Raw genomic sequence first — 18,086 nt, forward strand, 5'->3', positions numbered from 1 at the left:
AGGAACGATAACCCCAACTGTCGTGCCGAAGTTTTTCAACGATCGTGCGACGCTCCGCGTCGCATGCCGTTCTGGACGCTCTGCGTCCGCTCTTGATTGTGCCGCGCAGCGTCAGCCGATTTCCCTCCAGCGCACCCCGCCGTTATCATCGCCGCATCTTGTGAGGGACTTATCCGATGCTCAATGGCCTGTGGCTTGGTTTTTTTGTCGTGGCGACGATTTCTGCGCTGGTGCAGTGGCTGGTGGGCGGCAATGCGGGGATTTTTGCGGCAATGGTCGAAAGCATCTTCGCCATGGCCAAGCTCTCGGTCGAAGTCATGGTGCTGTTGTTCGGCACCCTGACGCTGTGGCTGGGCTTTTTGCGCATTGCAGAGAAGGCCGGGATCGTCGACTGGCTGGCCAAGGTGCTCGGGCCGCTGTTTCTGCGCCTGATGCCGGAAGTCCCGCCAGGCCACCCGGCGCTGGGCCTGATCACCCTCAACTTTGCTGCCAACGCCCTGGGGCTCGACAACGCCGCCACGCCTATCGGCCTCAAGGCCATGCGCTCGTTGCAGGAGCTCAATCCGAGCAAGACTGCCGCCAGTAACGCGCAAATCCTGTTTCTGGTGCTCAACGCTTCATCACTGACCCTGCTGCCAGTGACAATCTTTATGTACCGCGCCCAGCAAGGTGCTCCCGATCCGACCCTGGTGTTTCTGCCTATCCTGCTGGCCACCAGCGTCTCGACGTTTGTCGGCCTGTTGTCGGTGGCGTTCATGCAGCGCCTGCGCCTGTGGGACCCGGTGGTGCTCGCCTACCTTATCCCCGGCGCACTGCTGCTTGGTGCGTTCATGGCCTTTCTCGGCACCCTGTCGGCCGCAGCGCTGGCGGGCCTGTCGTCGATTCTCGGCAACCTCACGTTGTTCGGCCTGATCATGATGTTTCTGATCATAGGTACGCTGCGCAAAGTGCTGGTCTACGAGGCGTTCGTTGAAGGCGCGAAAGAAGGCTTCGATGTCGCCAAGAGCCTGCTGCCTTATCTGGTTGCCATGCTCTGTGCGGTCGGCGTGCTGCGCGCATCCGGCGCATTGGACTTCGGCCTGGAAGGCATTCGGCATGTGGTGCAATGGCTGGGGCTGGACACACGCTTCGTCGATGCGCTGCCGACCGCGATGGTCAAACCATTCTCCGGCAGCGCGGCCCGGGCGCTGCTGATCGAAACCATGCAGACACAAGGCGTGGACAGTTTCGCCGCACTGGCTGCCGCGACGATTCAGGGCAGTACAGAAACCACGTTCTACGTGCTGGCGGTATACTTCGGCGCCGTTGGCATCCAGCGCGCCCGACACGCAGTAGGCTGTGCCTTGCTGGCGGAGTTTTCCGGTGTTGTGGCGGCAATCTTCGTCTGCTACTGGTTCTTTGGTGCAACCGCCACCTGAGGCGTCACTGAGCCGGAGCTGCGGGCGCTGACTCAGCCGCAGCAGGTGCCGGTGCCTGAGGTTGCGCCGGTGCCGATTCAGGCGCAGCTTCGTCGCTCGAGTCGCCACCCGGCTTGAGTTTGATGATCCGCCCGGTAGGTCGCTTGACGGCCGGTTGATCGTTGTCGGTCACCACGAAACGCAGCACGCCGATCATCTGACCGTCCTCGGTCAATACCCGTACCTGCCAGCGCCCTGTCACGTCCTCCGGGAAGTTCTGCTTGCGGGTCCAGGCGCGATAGCCCTCCTTGCGCCCACCGTGGATGTCCAGGGCAATGCGGTCCATCTCCTTACCTTCGTGCCACCACACATGGTAGATGCGCTCGTCCAGTCCACGCGGCGCGTTGATGGCGGTGTAGGCGTACAAACCGCCATTGCGCAGTTGTTTGACGCTGATCAGCGAGATGCTGTCGCCCGGCGTCCGGTTCTTGTTATCGAAATCCGGGCTGACGGCCACTTCGGTCAGCCAAAGAGTCGCCGGTGGTACCCACGAACGCAGCAGCCAGCCCGCAGCGCCAATAGCCAGAATCATCGTGATCACCGTCAGCGCGTTACGCCAGGTATTGAGCGCGAAGGTCGACATCAGGCTGGGGACCGACAACACCATCGCCACGCCCAGCGCCAGTTTGTAACTCTCGGCGGTGGTCAGGTGCAGAATGATCGGTAGCGCGGTAAGCAGTGCAGCAAACAAGGTCAGCGTGTGCAGCGTCATGAACAGCCAGCGTTTGGGGGCCAGCCATTTGTAGTACAAGGGGTCGATGATCGAGATCAGCCCGGCAGCCCCGAGTGCCGCCGTGAACACCGCCTGACCGCTGTTCCAGGTGGTGGTGATGAAAAAGAACGGCAGTACGAAAAACAGACTTTCCTGGTGGATCATCTGCGTGCCGTAGCGCAGCAGGCCCTGCGGAATCTCGCGGCCCAAGGCCTTGTTGAGCAACCCGACCATGGTGTTTTCGACCATCAACCACAGCCAGCTGATCAGCATCACCACGGCGATCCAGGTCGCCAGCGCTTCCTGGCGGTCGACCAGAATGAAACTGGCGATACCGGACACGAAACCGAACGCCGCAATGAGCCCCGGGTAGCGCTGCATCAAGTCGAGCACGGGTGTCACAAAGCGGTTCAGATCACGCATTTCAGTTGTTCACTCGGTTTGAAACATACAAAAAACGCGCAGCTTAACAAACGCTGCGCGCGGCACGCACCCAGAGTGCGGTTCGGCGTCAGAATTCTATGTTTTGCCCCGTGCCCGCCAGCGCCACACGGCCAGCAGCACGATCAGGCCCAGCACGCCACCCGCCAACCAGTACAGTCCGTCATAGCTGAACAGCGGTTTTTCGATGCGCATATAGCCTGGCTGTGCGAGTAATTGGCGCATGGCCTGGTTGGCGGTTTCCAGCTTGACCGCCTTGATGCGCTTGGCCGGATCCTCGAAACGCCCCTTTTCGTAATCGTTGAGCGCGCTCCAATAATAGTCGGCCAGCGCACTATTGCCTTGCGTGGCCCACGATTGCCGGTCGATGGCGAGCTGCTGCAGCCGCGCAAACGTGGCGGGCTGCATACCTTCTTTTTGCAGGCGCTCGACCAGTGCCCGAATATCCCGCTCGGCTTCATCGGTATCATTGCGTTCGACGTCAGCATTGAGGCTCAGAAACCCCACATCGCCGAACACTTCGCGCTCGGCAGACGGCCCATAAGACAGGCTGCGTTTCAGGCGCAGTTCCGTATAGAGCGCCCAGTCCAGGTAAGCCTTGACCAGATCCCAGGTTTCGTCGTGCTGGTCGTCAAGCTGCGGCTCGGGGTAGATCAGGTGCAGCTTGGCGCTCTCGCCCAGCCCACCGCGCTGTAATTCTTGTCGCGCTTGTGCCGAGCCGCTGCCTGGTGCCAACGGTGGGTGATCAATCGGGTCGGTAGGTGCGAGTTTGCCGTAGGTGCGCTCCAGATAGGCCGGCAGGAGCTTGTCCAGATCGCCGACCACGATCAGCGTCATGTTGTTGGGCGCATACCAGTTGGCGAATACGTCTTCGATGTGCTCAAGCTTGATGCCGTCCACTTCGGGACGCTCGGCGCACTTGAGCCCCATCTCCACCGCCAGTTGGCTGATGGCGCTGCGGCCTGAGTCTCGGCGGTCCAGCAGGCGCTGCAAGTGTGAAAAATGCCCGCCGTCTTCGCGCTCTACCACGCGTTTGACGCCGTCCAGACGCGCCTGACTGAGCTCTGTGCGGGTCATGATTTCCAGCAGCAGGTCCAGCACCTTGCGTTGATTGCGCGCAGGCGCTTCGATCACAAACGTGGTGTCGGCGTTGCTGGTGAAGGCATTCCACTCGCCGCCCAGCGCCTGCATGCGCTCTTCCAGCCCGCCTTCGCCGCCGTCATCAATACCGCTGAACAGCAGATGTTCCAGCAGGTGCGGCAGCTCCTTGTCCTGACAGGGGAAATCGTCAAAGCCGATGCCCACCACCAGGCGAATGGCGACGTGACCTTTTTCATAGCCGGGTTTGAGCAAGACCTGCAAACCGTTGGGCAGCAGGTAGCCCTCGACCTGAAGGCGGTCAAGGGCAAACGAGGGGAGTGAACCGAGAAGCAGACAAGCGAACAGCAGGCAACGCATAAAACAGCTTTCCTGGCGGGCCGGTATGTTTAACAGACTTCATACCTTCCCTTACGTTCACAGTGATCGTTCGGGCTGGTCCTCACTCGACAAGGCCCCGGTGTCGGACGTTTCCAGCACCACGTAGGCACTGCTGCAAAACAGCGAGTTGAGGCGCTTCATGTCGGCAATCAGTTCCAGGTGCAGAGAACTGGTCTCGATACTTTGCACGACTTTATGTCGCAGACGGCTCACATGCGCGTGCGCCAGGCGACGCTCCTGAGCCCTGAAACGGCGCTTCTCACGCAGCAATTGCCGCGCGCTTTCTTCGTCGCCGCTGAGAAATACCGAAAGGCCCAGGCGCAGATTCGACTGCAGTTGAACCTGCAGATCGGCAAGCTCTTCAAGCCCGACCTCGGAGAATGAGCGACGATGCGAAGTTTTCTGCTGCTGGATCTTGCGCAACATGCGCTCGATCAGGCCGCTGGCCAGTTCCAGGTTGATGGTCAGCTCGATGATTTCAGCCCAGCGCCGGTTGTCGTGCTCGCCGAGGTCTTCGCGGGGCATTTGCGCCAGGTACAGTTTGATCGCGCTGTACAGTGCTTCGACGTCATCGTTCAGACGCCGTACTTCCTGAGTGACCGCCGTTTGTGTGCCGCGCAGCACGGCCAGCATCGAGCCGAGCATGCTCTCGATCAGGTCGCCCATGCGCAGCGTTTCGCGTACGGCGTTGGCCAGTGCGAGGCTGGGCGTCGCCAGCGCGGTCAAGTCCAGATGCCGAGGCCTGGCCAGCCCGCCAACCTCGTTCTGCTGCGGCAGCAAGCCTGCGCATAGCCGCGCCATCGGGCCGACCGTAGGTAGCATGATCAGGCAGCGCACCGTGTTGTAGATCAGGTGGAAGCCGATGACCAGCTCCTGTGGGCGAAAGCCCAGCGTATCGATCCAGGCAACCAGCGGGTCGAGCACCGGAATGATCAACAACAGGCCGAACAGCTTGTACAACAGGCTGCCCAGTGCAACCTGCCGGCCAGCGACGTTCTGCATGCTGGTGCTGAGAAACGCCAGCAGGCCGCTGCCGATGTTGGCACCAATCACCAGGCCGATCGCCACCGGCAGGCCAATGACTTCGGTACCTGCCAGGGTGGCTGTCAGCAGCACTGCCGCCAGGCTAGAGTAGGAAATCAACGCGAACATCGCGCCCACCAGCGCATCCAGCAGCAGATCACCCGTCAGTGAGGCAAACAGCACCTTGACCCCGGCCGCCTGAGTGATCGGTGCGGCAGCGGCGACGATCAATTGCAGCGCCAGCACGATAAGGCCCAGGCCGATACCGACCCGGCCCAACTGACCGGCGCGGGTCTGCTTGCGTGACAGAAAGAACACCACGCCGAGGAAAATCAGCAGCGGCGACAGCCACGACAGGTCGAACGTCAGCACACGGGACATCAAGGCCGTGCCGACATCGGCGCCGAGCATGATCACCAGCGCAGGCGTCAGCGTCATCAGCCCCTGGCCCACGAAGGATGTCACCAGCATGGCCGTGGCATTACTGCTCTGCACCATGGCGGTGACCAGAATGCCAGCGATGAAAGCCAGTGGTCGTTTGGACATGTTCTGGCTGAGCAAACGACGCAGTTGTGCCCCGTAAACTCGAAGGATGCCAGTACGCACGATATGCGTGCCCCAGATCAGCAGGGCGACGGCAGATAGCAAATCGAGCAGGGTCAGCATGCTGAAAGCCCCCTGAGGTTTGCCCATTCAGGCGATGAATTGAAAGATGCAGCATGTAGCGAGCGGGGAAAGGGTGTAATGCTCTACTAAGCTTTTAGTCGGCCTTTGGCCTTGACGCCAGCATCGCACAGGGTTGGGTTCATTGAAATAAAAGTGTCATAAATCGTTGGCTGATTATTACGCGTACGCTTGAGCGCTCTGCGTCACAAGACTGCGCCGCGCCGCAAATGCAAGATCGGACGCGGAGCGTCCAGAACGGCATGCGACGCGGAGCGTCGCACGATAGCTGAGATTATCGTTCCTCACGCTCCGGCAGCCCTCAACGAAACCGGTCAACCTCGTTACGCAGTTCGGTCGCCAGGCCATTGAGCTCCTGAGCGGTGATGGCAAGGTTGGACATGACCTGGCGTTGTTCGCTGTTGGCCATGGCGATGCTTTGCAGGTTGCTGCTGAGCATCGTTGCAGTGCTGCTCTGTTCCTGGGTTGCGGTGGTGATGGCTGCGAACTGGTGGCCGGCCGAGCGGCTTTGTTCGTCGATCTGGGCCAGTGCCGAGGCGACTTTGGCGTTGAGCGACAGGCCTTCCTGCATCAGCGTATTGCCCTGCTGCATGGTGCTGATCGCGTTGCCGGTTTCCTGCTGGATACTGGCGATCATGCCGGAAATCTCGTCGGTCGCTTCGCGAGTACGAGACGCCAGGCTGCGCACTTCGTCAGCCACCACGGCAAAGCCGCGGCCTTGTTCACCGGCACGCGCGGCCTCGATGGCGGCGTTGAGGGCCAGCAGGTTGGTCTGGTCGGCAATCGAGGTGATCACCCCGACAATGCTGCCAATTTCCTGCGAGCGCTGGCCCAGTGTGTCGATGACTGTGGCGGTGCTGCTCAGCGAGGTGGCGATCTGTTGCAGCGATGAAGACGCCTCGTCCATCGAGGTGCGACCGATGCGGGTCTGCTGGGCGTTTTCCTGCGCCAGGCGCTCGGTGTTGCCCATGTTGTCGGCGATATTCATCGACGTGGCGCTGAATTCTTCGACCGCACCGGCCATGCTGGTGATCTCGCCGGACTGTTGTTCCATGCCCTCGTAAGCGCCGCCAGACAAGCCGGACAGTGCGTGCGCACGGGTGCTGACTTCCTGCGCGGCGGTACGGATATGCGACACCATGGAGGACAGCGCTTCACTCATCTTGTTGAAGCTGCCGGACAGTTGGCCGATCTCGTCGTTGCTGGTCACATTGAGGCGCACGCTCAGGTCGCCCGCGCCCAGTGCATCGGCCTGGCGAACCAGTTCAGACAACGGACGCAGCTTGCTGCGCAGCAGCCAGATAGCGCTGATGACGGCGATCAGCATGGCCAGCAAGCTACCGATGGCCAGTTGGGTGCCGACGCTCCAGGTCACTTCGCTGATTTCACTGCGTGGCATGCTGGCGATGACTGTCCAGGGACCACCGGCGAACGGTTGGCCGACGCTGTAGAAGTCGTCGCCCCCTTCATTCCAGAACTGTGCCTTGCCCGGTTTGCTTGCAAGGTCAGCGACAGCCTTCGCGGCACCGTCGAGGGATTTGATGCCCGCAGGCGGAACCAGCCAGGTGCCCTTCTCATCGAGCAATGCCAGCGAGCCGGTAGAGCCGATGCGGAAGCTCTTCAGGTTATCGAACTGGGTTTTCTGTGCATCGGTGTAATCGAATCCTACAAACAGCGCGGCAATGATCTTGCCGCTGCTGTCGCGAACCGGGCTGTATTGCGTCATGTAGTAGCGATCAAACAACACCGCTTTGCCTACGTAGCTCTGACCGGCCATCAAACGCTCATAGGCAGTGCCCTTGCGATCCAGCACGGTGCCGATGGCGCGCGTACCATCCTGTTTGCTCAACGAGGTGCTGATACGAATGAAGTCGTCGCCGCTGCGCACGAATATCGTCGCGACGCCTGCGGTCATCGAACGAAATTCGTCGACTTCGGTAAAGTCGTTGTTCAGGGCAGTATCGCGCAGATACAGGCCTGGGGTCTGGGTGCCCGCGACCGCAACCGGTTTGTCGGTCTGCAAGGTCAGGCCGCCGGCGAAGCGCTTCTCGAACAAGCCGCTCAGGCGCTGGGTGCTGTCGCGCAGTGTGCTGTGAAAGGTGCTGAGCTGATCGGCCAGCAACCGGGCTTCGCTCGACATGTGTTCTTCGCGAATGACCAGATTGGATGCGTCCAGAGACCTCAGAGCGAACAGCGTACTGCCGCTGATAACAACTGCCAGGATCACCGCCAGAGCAATACCGAGTTGCGAGGCAATTCGGGTACGGGGCTTGGACATAGAGACTCCACGCCAAATGATTGGAGTCGCCGGGTCCGTGGCTTACCATTCAGCTGATTTTAGTTAAGGTTTTCAAGCCACCGGATGGGCGGTCGTTAAACATTTCTTCGGCCAGTAAGATCGTTACTTGAGCGCGAGGCGCGACATTAACAAATGATGGCAGTTCAATACTAAACAAATTTTTCAACGCAGTACTTCAACTAGCGGCAACTTCATCGCCTTCACTTCCGCCTGAAGAAAATCGCTCAGCCGCCGCAACCGCTCTGCGCCGGGCCTTGTGCGCGGCCACACCAGGTAATAGTTCTCGCCACTGAACACTGCCGTGCGCCACGGCAGGCTCAAGCGCGACTGCGCCAGATCCTCGGCGACCATCAGCAAATCGCCCATCGACACGCCATAACCCCGTGCTGCCGCAATCATCCCCAGTTCAAGCGTGTCGAAAACCTGCCCGCCCTTGAGCGAGACCTGGTCTGCCAGACCCATGCGGTTGAGCCAGGTGCGCCAGTCACGTCGATCAGGTGTGGGGTGCAGCAATTCGGCCTTGGCCAGCCGCTCTACATCCCACGGCGGATCCTGCGACAACGTCGGTGCACCCACCGGAATCAACAACTCCGCAAACAGCAGCGTGGCTTCCCAGTCCGAGGGGAAATGCCCCTGGCTGAGCAGAATCGCGCAGTCGAAAGGCTCCCGGGTAAAGTCCACGGCATCGATGTCCATCCAGGCGCTGGTCAGTTGCACCTCGTTACCGACTTGCAAATGACGGAAGCGGCTGAGCCGGGCCAGCAGCCAGCGCATGGTCAGGGTCGATGGTGCTTTCATGCGCAGGACGCCCTCGTCGGTCTGCAGCGTGCTGCACGCTCGCTCCAGAGCCAGGAAGCCGTCGCGTACGCCGGGCAACAAGGTGCGTGCCGACTCGGTCAGTTGCAAGTTGCGCCCGTTACGCTGAAACAAACGGCAGGCAAAGTGCTCTTCCAGCGTGCGGATATGGCGGCTTACTGCACTTTGAGTAATCGATAGTTCTTCAGCCGCCCGCGTGAACGAGGTATGTCGTGCGGCGGCTTCAAACGCCCTTAGTGCATAAAGAGGAGGCAGATTACGAGGCATGCGGAGCTTCCTGCTGGCGATGAGCAGCTACTTTACTGCAAATTGATTCAGATGAGTTTTACTCATGCACCGCATCAGGTTTATCGTTTTGTGCTTCGACGCCCAAGCGCCCAGAATAGGTGCTCATCCGAACTCCCGCCGTAGAGCACCGCCGACATGCAGCTGCCCGCCTTCAAAGAACTCTGGATCATCCTGCGCCTGGCCGGGCCGCTGATCGCCTCACAGATGGCGCACATGCTGATGGTCTTCACCGACACCGTTATGATGGGCAAAATTGGCCCCGAAGCGCTGGCGGGCGGCGGTCTGGGCGCTGCCACATACAGCTTCATCTCGTTCTTCTGTGTGGGCGTGATGGCGGCGGTTGGTACGCTGGTGTCGATTCGGCATGGCGCAGGCGACAGCGAAGGGGTAACCCGCCTGACGCAGGCGGGCCTGTGGCTGGCGTGGGGGATGGCGTTGATCGCCGCACTGCTGCTGTGGAATCTCGAGCCCATCCTGTTGCAGTTAGGGCAGGCCGAAGCCAACGTGCACATGGCTGCTCAATTTCTGATCACCCTGCCCTTCGCGCTGCCCGGCCTGCTCAGCTTCATGGCGCTGCGCGGTTTTACCAGCGCGCTTGGCCGCGCAGGCCCGGTGATGACTATCAGCGTGGCCGGGGCTGTCGCCAACTTTGTGCTTAATTACGCGATGATCAATCAGTGGCTCGGGCTGCCCAATCTGGGGCTGATGGGGATCGGGCTGGTGACTGCGATGGTGACCAACTGCATGGCGCTGGCGCTCGCCTGGCACATCAAAAGGCACCCCGCCTACGCGGCGTACCCGATCAGCAAGGGGCTGTCGAAGCTCTCGCGCAGTCACCTGAAAGAGCTGTGGCGTCTTGGCCTGCCGATTGGCGGGACTTATGCGGTCGAGGTCGGTCTGTTCACCTTTGCGGCGTTCTGCATGGGCGCAATGGGCAGCACGCAGATGGCGGCGCACCAGATCGCCCTGCAGACGGTGTCCATGGCGTTCATGATCCCGGTGGGTATTTCTTACGCAGTGACCATGCGCATCGGCCAGCACTACGGTGCCGGCAACATACTGATGGCGCGCACGGCAGGCCGTCTGGGCATCGGTTTTGGCGGCAGCGTGATGCTGCTGTTCGGCATTTTTTTCTGGCTGGCCCCGCATTGGGTCATCGGCCTGTTTCTGGACCTTGATGACCCTGCGTTCGCTGAAATTGTCGTGCTGGCCGCAAAATTGCTGGCCATTGCGGCCTGGTTCGAGTTTTTCGACGGCACCCAGACAATAGCCATGGGCGCGATTCGCGGGCTCAAGGATGCCCGCACGACGTTCCTGATCGGGCTCGGCTGCTACTGGCTGATCGCTGCGCCTGCCGCATGGCTGCTGGGTTTTTATGCTGACGGTGGTGCGTCGGGTGTCTGGTGGGGGTTGGCGCTGGGCCTGTTCTGCTCGGCCGTGGCGCTGACGTACGCGTTTGAATGGAAGACCGCCCGCCTGTTGCGTCAGGAAGCCATCGGTGCGGCAGTGCCGGGCTGAGCCAGCGCCCTGTCAGCCGGACTGCGAAGCATCGGCCTGACTGGCTTCCAGGCGCAGGTACGTCAGCAGTTGCTCCATCGGCAGCGGCCTGCTGATCAGGTAGCCCTGCACCTGATTGCAGCCGAAACTGCGTAACAGCTCCAGCTGCCCGGCGGTCTCGACGCCTTCGGCGACCACTTCCAGATTGAGGTTGTGCGCCAGCGTGATCATGGCGTTGACCAGCTTGCGGTTCTCTTCGCGTGCTTCCATATGCTCGACAAAGCCCATGTCGACCTTGAGCAGCGCAATAGGCAGGCTGTTGAGGTGCATGAACGACGAATAGCCCGTGCCGAAGTCATCCAGTGAAAACCGCACGCCCAGCCGGCCCAAAGCTTCCATGGTCTGTCTGACCTGATCGCTGCGGCGCATCACCGCTGTTTCGGTCAGTTCGAACTCCAGCCAGTGCGCGTCGACGTTGTGCTCTTCGATCAGGCGATTAAGCGTCGGCAACAGCTGACTGTCCTGAAACTGCCGGAACGACAGGTTGATCGCCATGTGCAGCGGCGCCAGGCCTTGCTCGCGCAGGGCCTGCATATCTTTCAAGGCCCGGAAGATGACCCAGTAGCCGAGTGGCACGATCAGGCCGCTTTGCTCGGCCAGCGGTATGAACTCACTGGGCGGCAACAGCCCACGCTCTTGATGACGCCAGCGCACCAGCGCTTCGAGGCCGACAATACGGCCCGTGTCCAGGCACAGCCGCGGCTGGTAATGCAGCTCCATCTCGTCGCGGCGCAAGGCCCGTCGCAGTTCGCCCTCCAGGTCGGCGAGGCTGCGCGCGTTGCGATTGATGCGCTCGTCGAACAGGTGGAAGGTGCAGCCCTGCATGCTTTTGGCCTGGCGCATGGCGATATGCGCGTGCCACATCAGCGGGTCGGCTTCGGGGCGGGTGGGTGAGTGCGCAATGCCCAGGCTGCAGCCGAGCAGCAGGCTTTCGCCATCGACCCAGTAAGGCTCGGCCAGCACGTCGGTAATACGTTCGGCCAGTTGCAGGGCGCGCGTGGGGGTGGTTCGGGTATCGATCAACAGGGCAAATTCATCACCGCCAAGACGGGCGATCTGGTCGCCGGCATCGAGCTGGTTTTTCAGGCGCGCCACCACTTGCAGAATCAGCCGGTCGCCGGCTTGATGCCCCAGCGAATCGTTGGCGTGGCGGAAGTTGTCCAGGTCCAGATGCCCCAGCGCCAGGCTGCCGCCCTCTGCCAGACGATTGGCCAGCAGCGCCTGAAAACCCTGACGGTTGGCGATGCCGGTCAACGGATCCTGGCCGGCCAGACGTCGCAAGGTGTCTTCCAGGCGGCTGCGCTCATGAACGTAGCGCAGGCAGCGGCGCAGGACATCGCCGGTCAACGTGTCGCGCACCAGCCAGTCACTGACACCGCTCGGTCCGACCAGCGGTTCCTCTTCCAGCAGCACCACGGTTGGCAGCAGGCAGGTTCCGGTTTTGGGCAGCAGGTCGGGCGTGGTCAGTAGCACGGTATTGCGCTCGCTGCCGTACCGAGCACTGAAAACATCCCAGTTCGCGCCATGCAGCAGGATCACATTGCCGCCCGGTGCGGCGGCGCAACCGTTCAGAAGCGCCTGCCAGAAAGGCTCGTGTGCCAATAAAAGCATTCGCAGGGGTTCGACAGGTGTAGGCAATCTAACTTCCTAAGTACAAAGGAAAAATCGGTGGCCGCACTCTTCAGGGAGCGCGACAGATACACGTATCGTCGCGTCGCGGCGCAAATGTAACAAAACCAGAAAAATTAGATAGCCGTCACTGACTGCCTACGATGATCGCTGCACAAACGCGTGGGCCTGTTAAAATGCCCGACCTTTTTTACAGACGACTCTTCATACCGCCATGTCCCGACTCAATCCCCGGCAGCAGGAAGCCGTGAACTACGTCGGCGGCCCTCTTTTGGTGCTCGCCGGTGCCGGTTCCGGCAAGACCAGTGTGATCACCCGCAAAATTGCCCACCTGATCCAGAACTGCGGCATCCGTGCTCAATACATCGTCGCCATGACCTTCACCAACAAGGCCGCGCGCGAGATGAAAGAGCGCGTCGGCACGCTGCTCAAGGGCGGTGAAGGGCGTGGCCTGACGGTCTCGACCTTCCACAATCTGGGCCTGAACATCATCCGCAAGGAACACACGCGGCTGGGCTATAAACCGGGGTTTTCGATCTTTGACGAGACCGACGTCAAGGCTTTGATGACCGACATCATGCAAAAAGAGTACTCGGGTGACGACGGCGTCGACGAAATCAAGAACATGATCGGCTCGTGGAAAAACGATCTGATCCTGCCTGCCGAAGCTCTGGAAAACGCTCGCAACCCCAAAGAGCAGACTGCCGCCATCGTCTACACCCACTACCAGCGCACGCTCAAGGCGTACAACGCGGTGGACTTCGATGACCTGATTCTGGTGCCGGTCAAGCTGTTCCAGGAGCACCCCGACGTTCTGGAAAAATGGCAGAACAAGGTGCGCTACCTGCTGGTGGACGAGTATCAGGACACCAACGCCAGTCAGTACCTGCTGGTGAAACTGCTGATCGGCACGCGCAACCAGTTCACCGTGGTGGGCGACGACGACCAGTCGATCTACGCCTGGCGTGGTGCGCGGCCGGAAAACCTGATGTTGCTCAAGGACGACTATCCGTCGTTGAAAGTCGTCATGCTGGAGCAGAACTACCGCTCCACCAGCCGCATCCTGCGCTGCGCCAACGTGCTGATCTCCAACAACCCGCACGCCTTTGAAAAACAATTGTGGTCCGAGATGGGCCATGGTGACGAAATCCGCGTCATCCGCTGCCGTAACGAAGACGCCGAAGCCGAGCGGGTGGCGATGGAGATCCTCACCCTGCACCTGCGCACCGACCGGCCTTACAGCGACTTCGCCATCCTCTACCGCGGTAATTATCAAGCCAAGCTGATCGAGCTGAAATTGCAGCACCACCAGGTGCCGTATCGCCTGTCGGGCGGCAACAGCTTTTTCGGGCGCCAGGAAGTCAAGGACCTGATGGCCTACTTCCGCCTGCTGGTGAACCCCGACGACGACAACGCCTTCCTGCGGGTGATTAACGTGCCGCGCCGGGAAATCGGCTCGACCACGCTGGAAAAACTGGGGAACTACGCCACCGAGCGCAAAGTGTCGATGTACGCCGCCACCGAAGAAATCGGCCTGGGCGAGCATCTGGACAGCCGCTACACCGACCGGTTGCAGCGTTTCAAGCGCTGGATGGACGGCGTGCGCCAGCAGTGCGCGCAGAACGACCCTATCGCCGCGCTGCGCAGCATGGTCATGGACATCGATTACGAGAACTGGCTGCGCCAGAACAGCTCCAGCGAAAAGGCGGCCGATTACCGGATGAGCAACGTCTGGTTCCTGATCGAAGCGTTGAAAAACACGCTGGAGAAGGACGAAGAAGGCGGCATGACCATCGAGGAGGCCATCGGCAAGCTGGTCCTGCGCGACATGCTCGAGCGTCAGCAGGAAGAGGAAGACGGTGCCGAAGGCGTACAGATGATGACCCTGCACGCGTCCAAGGGCCTGGAGTTTCCGTACGTGTTCATCATGGGCATGGAGGAAGAGATCCTTCCGCACCGCTCCAGCATCGAAGCCGACACCATCGAAGAAGAGCGCCGTCTGGCCTACGTGGGCATTACCCGTGCGCGGCAGACCCTGGCGTTCACCTTCGCCGCCAAACGCAAGCAGTACGGCGAAATCATCGACTGCGCGCCTAGCCGTTTTCTGGACGAGCTGCCCCCGGACGATCTGGCCTGGGAAGGCAACGATGACACGCCTACGGAAGTTAAAGCGGTGCGCGGCAACACTGCACTCGCCGACATTCGCGCCATGCTGAAACGCTAGCCGACACCACGAAATTGATCATTTATTGCGCAATGGCGCAGCCAAGGAATTGAAGTGGAAGCACTGCACAAGAAGATTCGCGAAGAAGGCATCGTACTGTCCGATCAGGTGCTGAAGGTCGATGCGTTTCTCAACCATCAGATCGATCCGGCGTTGATGAAAGCCATCGGTGACGAATTCGCCCGCCTGTTCGCCGACGCAGGCGTGACCAAGATCGTGACCATCGAAGCATCCGGCATTGCCCCAGCGGTCATGGCCGGCCTGAACATGGGCGTACCGGTGATCTTCGCGCGCAAGCATCAGTCGCTGACCCTGACTGAAAACCTGCTGTCGGCGACCGTGTACTCGTTCACCAAGCAGGTGGAAAGCACCGTCGCCATCTCGCCGCGCCATTTGAACAGCACAGACAACGTGCTGATCATCGATGACTTCCTGGCCAACGGCAAAGCCTCGCAAGCGCTGATCTCGATCATCAAACAGGCTGGCGCCACCGTCGCAGGTCTGGGTATCGTGATCGAGAAGTCCTTCCAGGGCGGCCGTGCCGAACTGGATGCACAAGGCTATCGCGTAGAGTCGCTGGCACGGGTCGAGTCACTTGCCGGTGGCGTGGTGACGTTTAAGTAAGGCGCTTGGGGTTGCACACAAGTCCGCTTTTGATTCTGGCCGAAGGCTGTGGGACCGGGCGGCGCTTCGCTTGTCCGCGATGGGCTGCGAAGCGGCCCTGATCCAGACTACCTCGGTTGTACCTGATGTAACGTATGCACCGGTTTACTGCCGGTCCCCGGCAGTTCGCGGACGAGTCCGCTCCCACGAAAACCGAGAGATCCCGGACGAGCGAAGCATCGCCCGGTCCACACACATAACGGGCTTCTGCCCACAGGGCGTGGGAGCGGACTTGTCCGCGATGGGGCCGCTAAGCTTTCCGAAAAATGCATCGCCCGGTCGGCTTCCACGGCCTCCGGCCAGAATCCAAAGCAGGCTTGCGTATCAGCCCGAAACACCCAGCGCACGCAAACGTCGATACAACGTGCGTTCGCTCAGCCCCAGTTCTCTGGCCAGTTCGCTGCGCGAGCCGTTGAATACGCGTAGCGCGTGGGCGAGTTTTTCCAGGCTGTCATCCGTTCTGCGGTAAGCCAGGCCGCTCTCTTCTTGATGCCCGCGCACTTCTGCGGGCAAGTCCTGTGCGCGAATGATGCCGTCATCGGTAAACAGTCGGGCGCGTTCAAGGATGTTGCGCAGTTCGCGGATGTTGCCCGGGTAGTGGTAGTGGCTCAGCAGCTTCATGGCATGGGCATCGATGCGCGGTGCAGCGCCCTGTGAGGTGCGTTGCAGCAGGCTGTCGATCAGCAATGGCAGGTCTTCGCTGCGTTCGCGCAGAGCGGGTAAGCGAATCGGGAATGCGCTGATGCGGTAAAACAGGTCCTGGCGAAAACTACCTTCGGCGACCATGTCCTTGATCGGTTTGTGGGTGGCTGCCACCAGACGGAAATCCGAGTGCACGGTTCTCAGGCTGCCCACCGGACGAAAGCTGCCGGACTCGATCAACCTCAACAGCTTGACCTGCATGGCCAGCGGCACCTCGCCGATCTCGTCCAGAAACAAGGTGCCGCCATGCGCCGCTTCGGCCAGGCCGGTCTTGCGTTGCAAAGCGCCGGTGAAGGCGCCTTTTTCATAGCCGAACAGCTCGCTTTCCAGCAGGTTCTCCGTCAGGCCCGTGCAGTCGACCACCACCAATGGCCCGGCGGACCTTGAGCTGCTGGCGTGCAGCGCGCGGGCAAACAGCTCTTTGCCGGTCCCGGACTCACCTTGCAGCAGCACGGGAATTTGCGCGGGTGCGGCACGTTGCAACGCACTCAAGACGTCCTTGAAAGCCGCCGAACGACCGACCAGCCCGTGCTGCTGAGGCTGGACCGAAGCCACTGCCACCGATGTCAGTCGTTCGACATAGGCAATGACCTCGCCACGATCATCGAGGATCGGCCGCAGCTCCACATCCACATGTTCCGGGCCACGCGGTGTGTGGTGAATGTGCAGCAAGCGCTCCGGACGCCGCGTCTCATCAGCCTTGCGCATCGGGCAATGCTCACCGGCCTGGTCGCAGGGCACTGCAAACTGATGGGAAACCCGGTAGCACTTTTCGCCCACGTGCGGCATACCCTCGACCCCGAACTGGCGCTGATAGGCCGTGTTGGCAGCGATGATGTTGTAATCGGTGTCCAGAACAATGGTCGGCTGCACGTCGTGTTCGAGGTACGACACCAGCGATTGCATGCGGCTGCCGGGCAGATCGGTGGCGATGAGTGACATACGTGCTCCTGCGGAGGGCTCAGCCTGGGTTAAGTGGCTGCCAGTCTATGCCAGAAGCTGCCACATGACTGCCAGAACATGGCAGTCAATCCATGCTGATTGCCGTCCGCCCATCTTGTAGAACTGTTCAGACCCCCGTGCCCACTAAGCTCTACATGCTCAAACGCTGTTGGCATGTTTATTGAGAGTCAATAGCAACGTCTGCCAACCGCCTGGCCCCTATGGGCTTGTCTTGAGGCGATCTACAGCAACGGAAATCGCACATGATCATCGCTGAAAAGCTTTATGTCGAAGCGCTCTTCGACAGTCATACCTGGACCATCAGCTATCTGGTGATGGATCTGGAGAGTAGGCAATGCGCGCTGATTGACAGTGTGCTCGATTACGACCCCAAGTCCGGCCGTACCCGCACCGAAGCTGCAGACCGGATGATTGGCCGGGTGCGTGGTTTGCAGGGTTCGGTGCAGTGGATACTCGAAACCCATGTGCATGCCGATCACCTGTCAGCAGCGCCCTACCTTAAACAGAAGCTGGGCGGGCAAGTGGTCATCGGCAGTCACATCACGGTGGTCCAGGAAACCTTCGGAGCGCTGTTCAACGCGCCGGCGGATTTTGCGCGCAATGGCAGCCAGTTCGACGTGCTGGTCGAGGATGACGCCTCATTCGCCATTGGCGGGCTTCAGGTAAAAGCCATGCATACGCCGGGGCACACGCCAGCCTGTACGAGTTACCTGATACAGGTGGGCGAAAAGATGGTCGCGTTTGTGGGCGACACGCTGTTCATGCCCGATTACGGCACCGCACGCTGCGACTTTCCTGGTGCCGACGCACGCACGCTGTACCGCTCCATTCGCAAACTGCTGGCGTTGCCGCAGCAAACCATCCTGTTCATGTGCCATGACTACTTGCCCGACGGGCGAGATCTGAAATACATGACCACTGTCGCTGAGCAGCGCGCCAGCAATATCCATGTGCATGACGGCGTGGATGAAGAAGCGTTCGTCAGCATGCGCGAAGCACGCGACGCCACGCTGGAGATGCCGGTGCTGATGCTCCCGGCAGTGCAAGTCAACATGCGCGGTGGCCACTTTCCCGAGCCGGATGACAACGGCGTCGTCTATCTGAAGATCCCGCTCAATGCTTTTTAAGCCCTGCCCGCTTTCGGAAACC

12 protein-coding genes and 1 pseudogene are annotated in these 18,086 nt (G+C 60.6%); 5 read left to right on the forward strand and 8 right to left on the reverse strand.

What is annotated here, in order from left to right; all coding sequences use genetic code 11:
- Positions 1-176 precede the first annotated feature (176 nt).
- A complete protein-coding gene (locus QRN38_RS10770) occupies positions 177-1,418 on the forward strand; it encodes a spore maturation protein (protein ID WP_007247215.1) in 1,242 nt (413 codons plus the stop codon).
- Between the two features lie 4 nt (positions 1,419-1,422).
- Here the strand turns inward: QRN38_RS10770 and QRN38_RS10775 are convergent, their stop codons facing one another.
- From QRN38_RS10775 to QRN38_RS10795, 6 genes and pseudogenes are all read right to left on the reverse strand, one after another.
- On the reverse strand, positions 1,423-2,592 hold the full coding sequence (locus QRN38_RS10775) for a DUF5924 family protein (RefSeq protein ID WP_057419074.1): 1,170 nt from the start codon (positions 2,590-2,592) through the stop codon (positions 1,423-1,425).
- Between the two features lie 96 nt (positions 2,593-2,688).
- Positions 2,689-4,068, reverse strand: coding sequence for a M16 family metallopeptidase (locus tag QRN38_RS10780; RefSeq protein WP_057419075.1), 1,380 nt, complete (start codon positions 4,066-4,068; stop codon positions 2,689-2,691).
- A gap of 57 nt (positions 4,069-4,125) precedes the next feature.
- A complete protein-coding gene (locus QRN38_RS10785; protein WP_011102996.1) occupies positions 4,126-5,778 on the reverse strand; it encodes a Na/Pi cotransporter family protein in 1,653 nt (550 codons plus the stop codon).
- A gap of 319 nt (positions 5,779-6,097) precedes the next feature.
- Positions 6,098-6,958 (reverse strand): methyl-accepting chemotaxis protein, encoded by an 861-nt coding sequence (locus QRN38_RS28260; protein ID WP_370445399.1) that lies wholly within the window; start codon positions 6,956-6,958, stop codon positions 6,098-6,100.
- Positions 6,953-8,074, reverse strand: a pseudogene (locus tag QRN38_RS28265) (Cache 3/Cache 2 fusion domain-containing protein); the annotation flags it as partial. The gene QRN38_RS28260 and the pseudogene QRN38_RS28265, both read right to left, overlap by 6 nt.
- Before the next feature lie 183 nt (positions 8,075-8,257).
- On the reverse strand, positions 8,258-9,178 hold the full coding sequence (locus QRN38_RS10795; protein WP_005769505.1) for a LysR substrate-binding domain-containing protein: 921 nt from the start codon (positions 9,176-9,178) through the stop codon (positions 8,258-8,260).
- A 156-nt stretch (positions 9,179-9,334) separates the two neighbouring features.
- On the opposite strand from QRN38_RS10795, the gene QRN38_RS10800 reads away from it, so the two are divergent.
- Positions 9,335-10,717: a NorM family multidrug efflux MATE transporter gene (locus QRN38_RS10800; RefSeq protein ID WP_057418700.1), complete on the forward strand. Its 1,383-nt coding sequence runs from the start codon at positions 9,335-9,337 to the stop codon at positions 10,715-10,717.
- 12 nt (positions 10,718-10,729) lie between these two features.
- On the opposite strand, the gene QRN38_RS10805 is transcribed toward QRN38_RS10800, so the two are convergent.
- Positions 10,730-12,394 (reverse strand): putative bifunctional diguanylate cyclase/phosphodiesterase, encoded by a 1,665-nt coding sequence (locus QRN38_RS10805; RefSeq protein ID WP_057418701.1) that lies wholly within the window; start codon positions 12,392-12,394, stop codon positions 10,730-10,732.
- Positions 12,395-12,599: 205 nt separating this feature from the next.
- On the opposite strand from QRN38_RS10805, the gene rep reads away from it, so the two are divergent.
- Positions 12,600-14,609, forward strand: a complete 2,010-nt coding sequence (gene rep, locus QRN38_RS10810; protein WP_005769512.1) for a DNA helicase Rep — start codon at positions 12,600-12,602, stop codon at positions 14,607-14,609.
- 54 nt (positions 14,610-14,663) lie between these two features.
- Positions 14,664-15,233, forward strand: coding sequence for a xanthine phosphoribosyltransferase (locus QRN38_RS10815; RefSeq protein ID WP_003378039.1), 570 nt, complete (start codon positions 14,664-14,666; stop codon positions 15,231-15,233).
- Positions 15,234-15,596: 363 nt separating this feature from the next.
- On the opposite strand, the gene QRN38_RS10820 is transcribed toward QRN38_RS10815, so the two are convergent.
- Positions 15,597-16,916 (reverse strand): sigma-54 interaction domain-containing protein, encoded by a 1,320-nt coding sequence (locus tag QRN38_RS10820; RefSeq protein ID WP_005769514.1) that lies wholly within the window; start codon positions 16,914-16,916, stop codon positions 15,597-15,599.
- Between the two features lie 263 nt (positions 16,917-17,179).
- Here QRN38_RS10820 and QRN38_RS10825 point away from each other — a divergent pair, with 263 nt between their 5' ends.
- Positions 17,180-18,064, forward strand: coding sequence for an MBL fold metallo-hydrolase (locus QRN38_RS10825; RefSeq protein WP_057418702.1), 885 nt, complete (start codon positions 17,180-17,182; stop codon positions 18,062-18,064).
- Positions 18,065-18,086: the final 22 nt, after the last annotated feature.

Source organism: Pseudomonas sp. CFBP2511 (assembly GCF_030209255.1).
Taxonomy (GTDB): Bacteria; Pseudomonadota; Gammaproteobacteria; order Pseudomonadales; family Pseudomonadaceae; genus Aquipseudomonas; species Aquipseudomonas avellanae.

Excerpts from the sequence above, each read along its gene's own strand:
- QRN38_RS10770 (WP_007247215.1), top strand. The coding sequence starts at position 177 with ATGCTCAATGGCCTGTGGCTTGGTTTTTTTGTCGTGGCGACGATTTCT.
- QRN38_RS10775 (WP_057419074.1), bottom strand. The coding sequence starts at position 2,592 with ATGCGTGATCTGAACCGCTTTGTGACACCCGTGCTCGACTTGATGCAG.
- QRN38_RS10780 (WP_057419075.1), bottom strand. The coding sequence starts at position 4,068 with ATGCGTTGCCTGCTGTTCGCTTGTCTGCTTCTCGGTTCACTCCCCTCG.
- QRN38_RS10785 (WP_011102996.1), bottom strand. The coding sequence starts at position 5,778 with ATGCTGACCCTGCTCGATTTGCTATCTGCCGTCGCCCTGCTGATCTGG.
- QRN38_RS28260 (WP_370445399.1), bottom strand. The coding sequence starts at position 6,958 with ATGAGTGAAGCGCTGTCCTCCATGGTGTCGCATATCCGTACCGCCGCG.
- QRN38_RS10795 (WP_005769505.1), bottom strand. The coding sequence starts at position 9,178 with ATGCCTCGTAATCTGCCTCCTCTTTATGCACTAAGGGCGTTTGAAGCC.
- QRN38_RS10800 (WP_057418700.1), top strand. The coding sequence starts at position 9,335 with ATGCAGCTGCCCGCCTTCAAAGAACTCTGGATCATCCTGCGCCTGGCC.
- rep (WP_005769512.1), top strand. The coding sequence starts at position 12,600 with ATGTCCCGACTCAATCCCCGGCAGCAGGAAGCCGTGAACTACGTCGGC.
- QRN38_RS10820 (WP_005769514.1), bottom strand. The coding sequence starts at position 16,916 with ATGTCACTCATCGCCACCGATCTGCCCGGCAGCCGCATGCAATCGCTG.
- QRN38_RS10825 (WP_057418702.1), top strand. The coding sequence starts at position 17,180 with ATGATCATCGCTGAAAAGCTTTATGTCGAAGCGCTCTTCGACAGTCAT.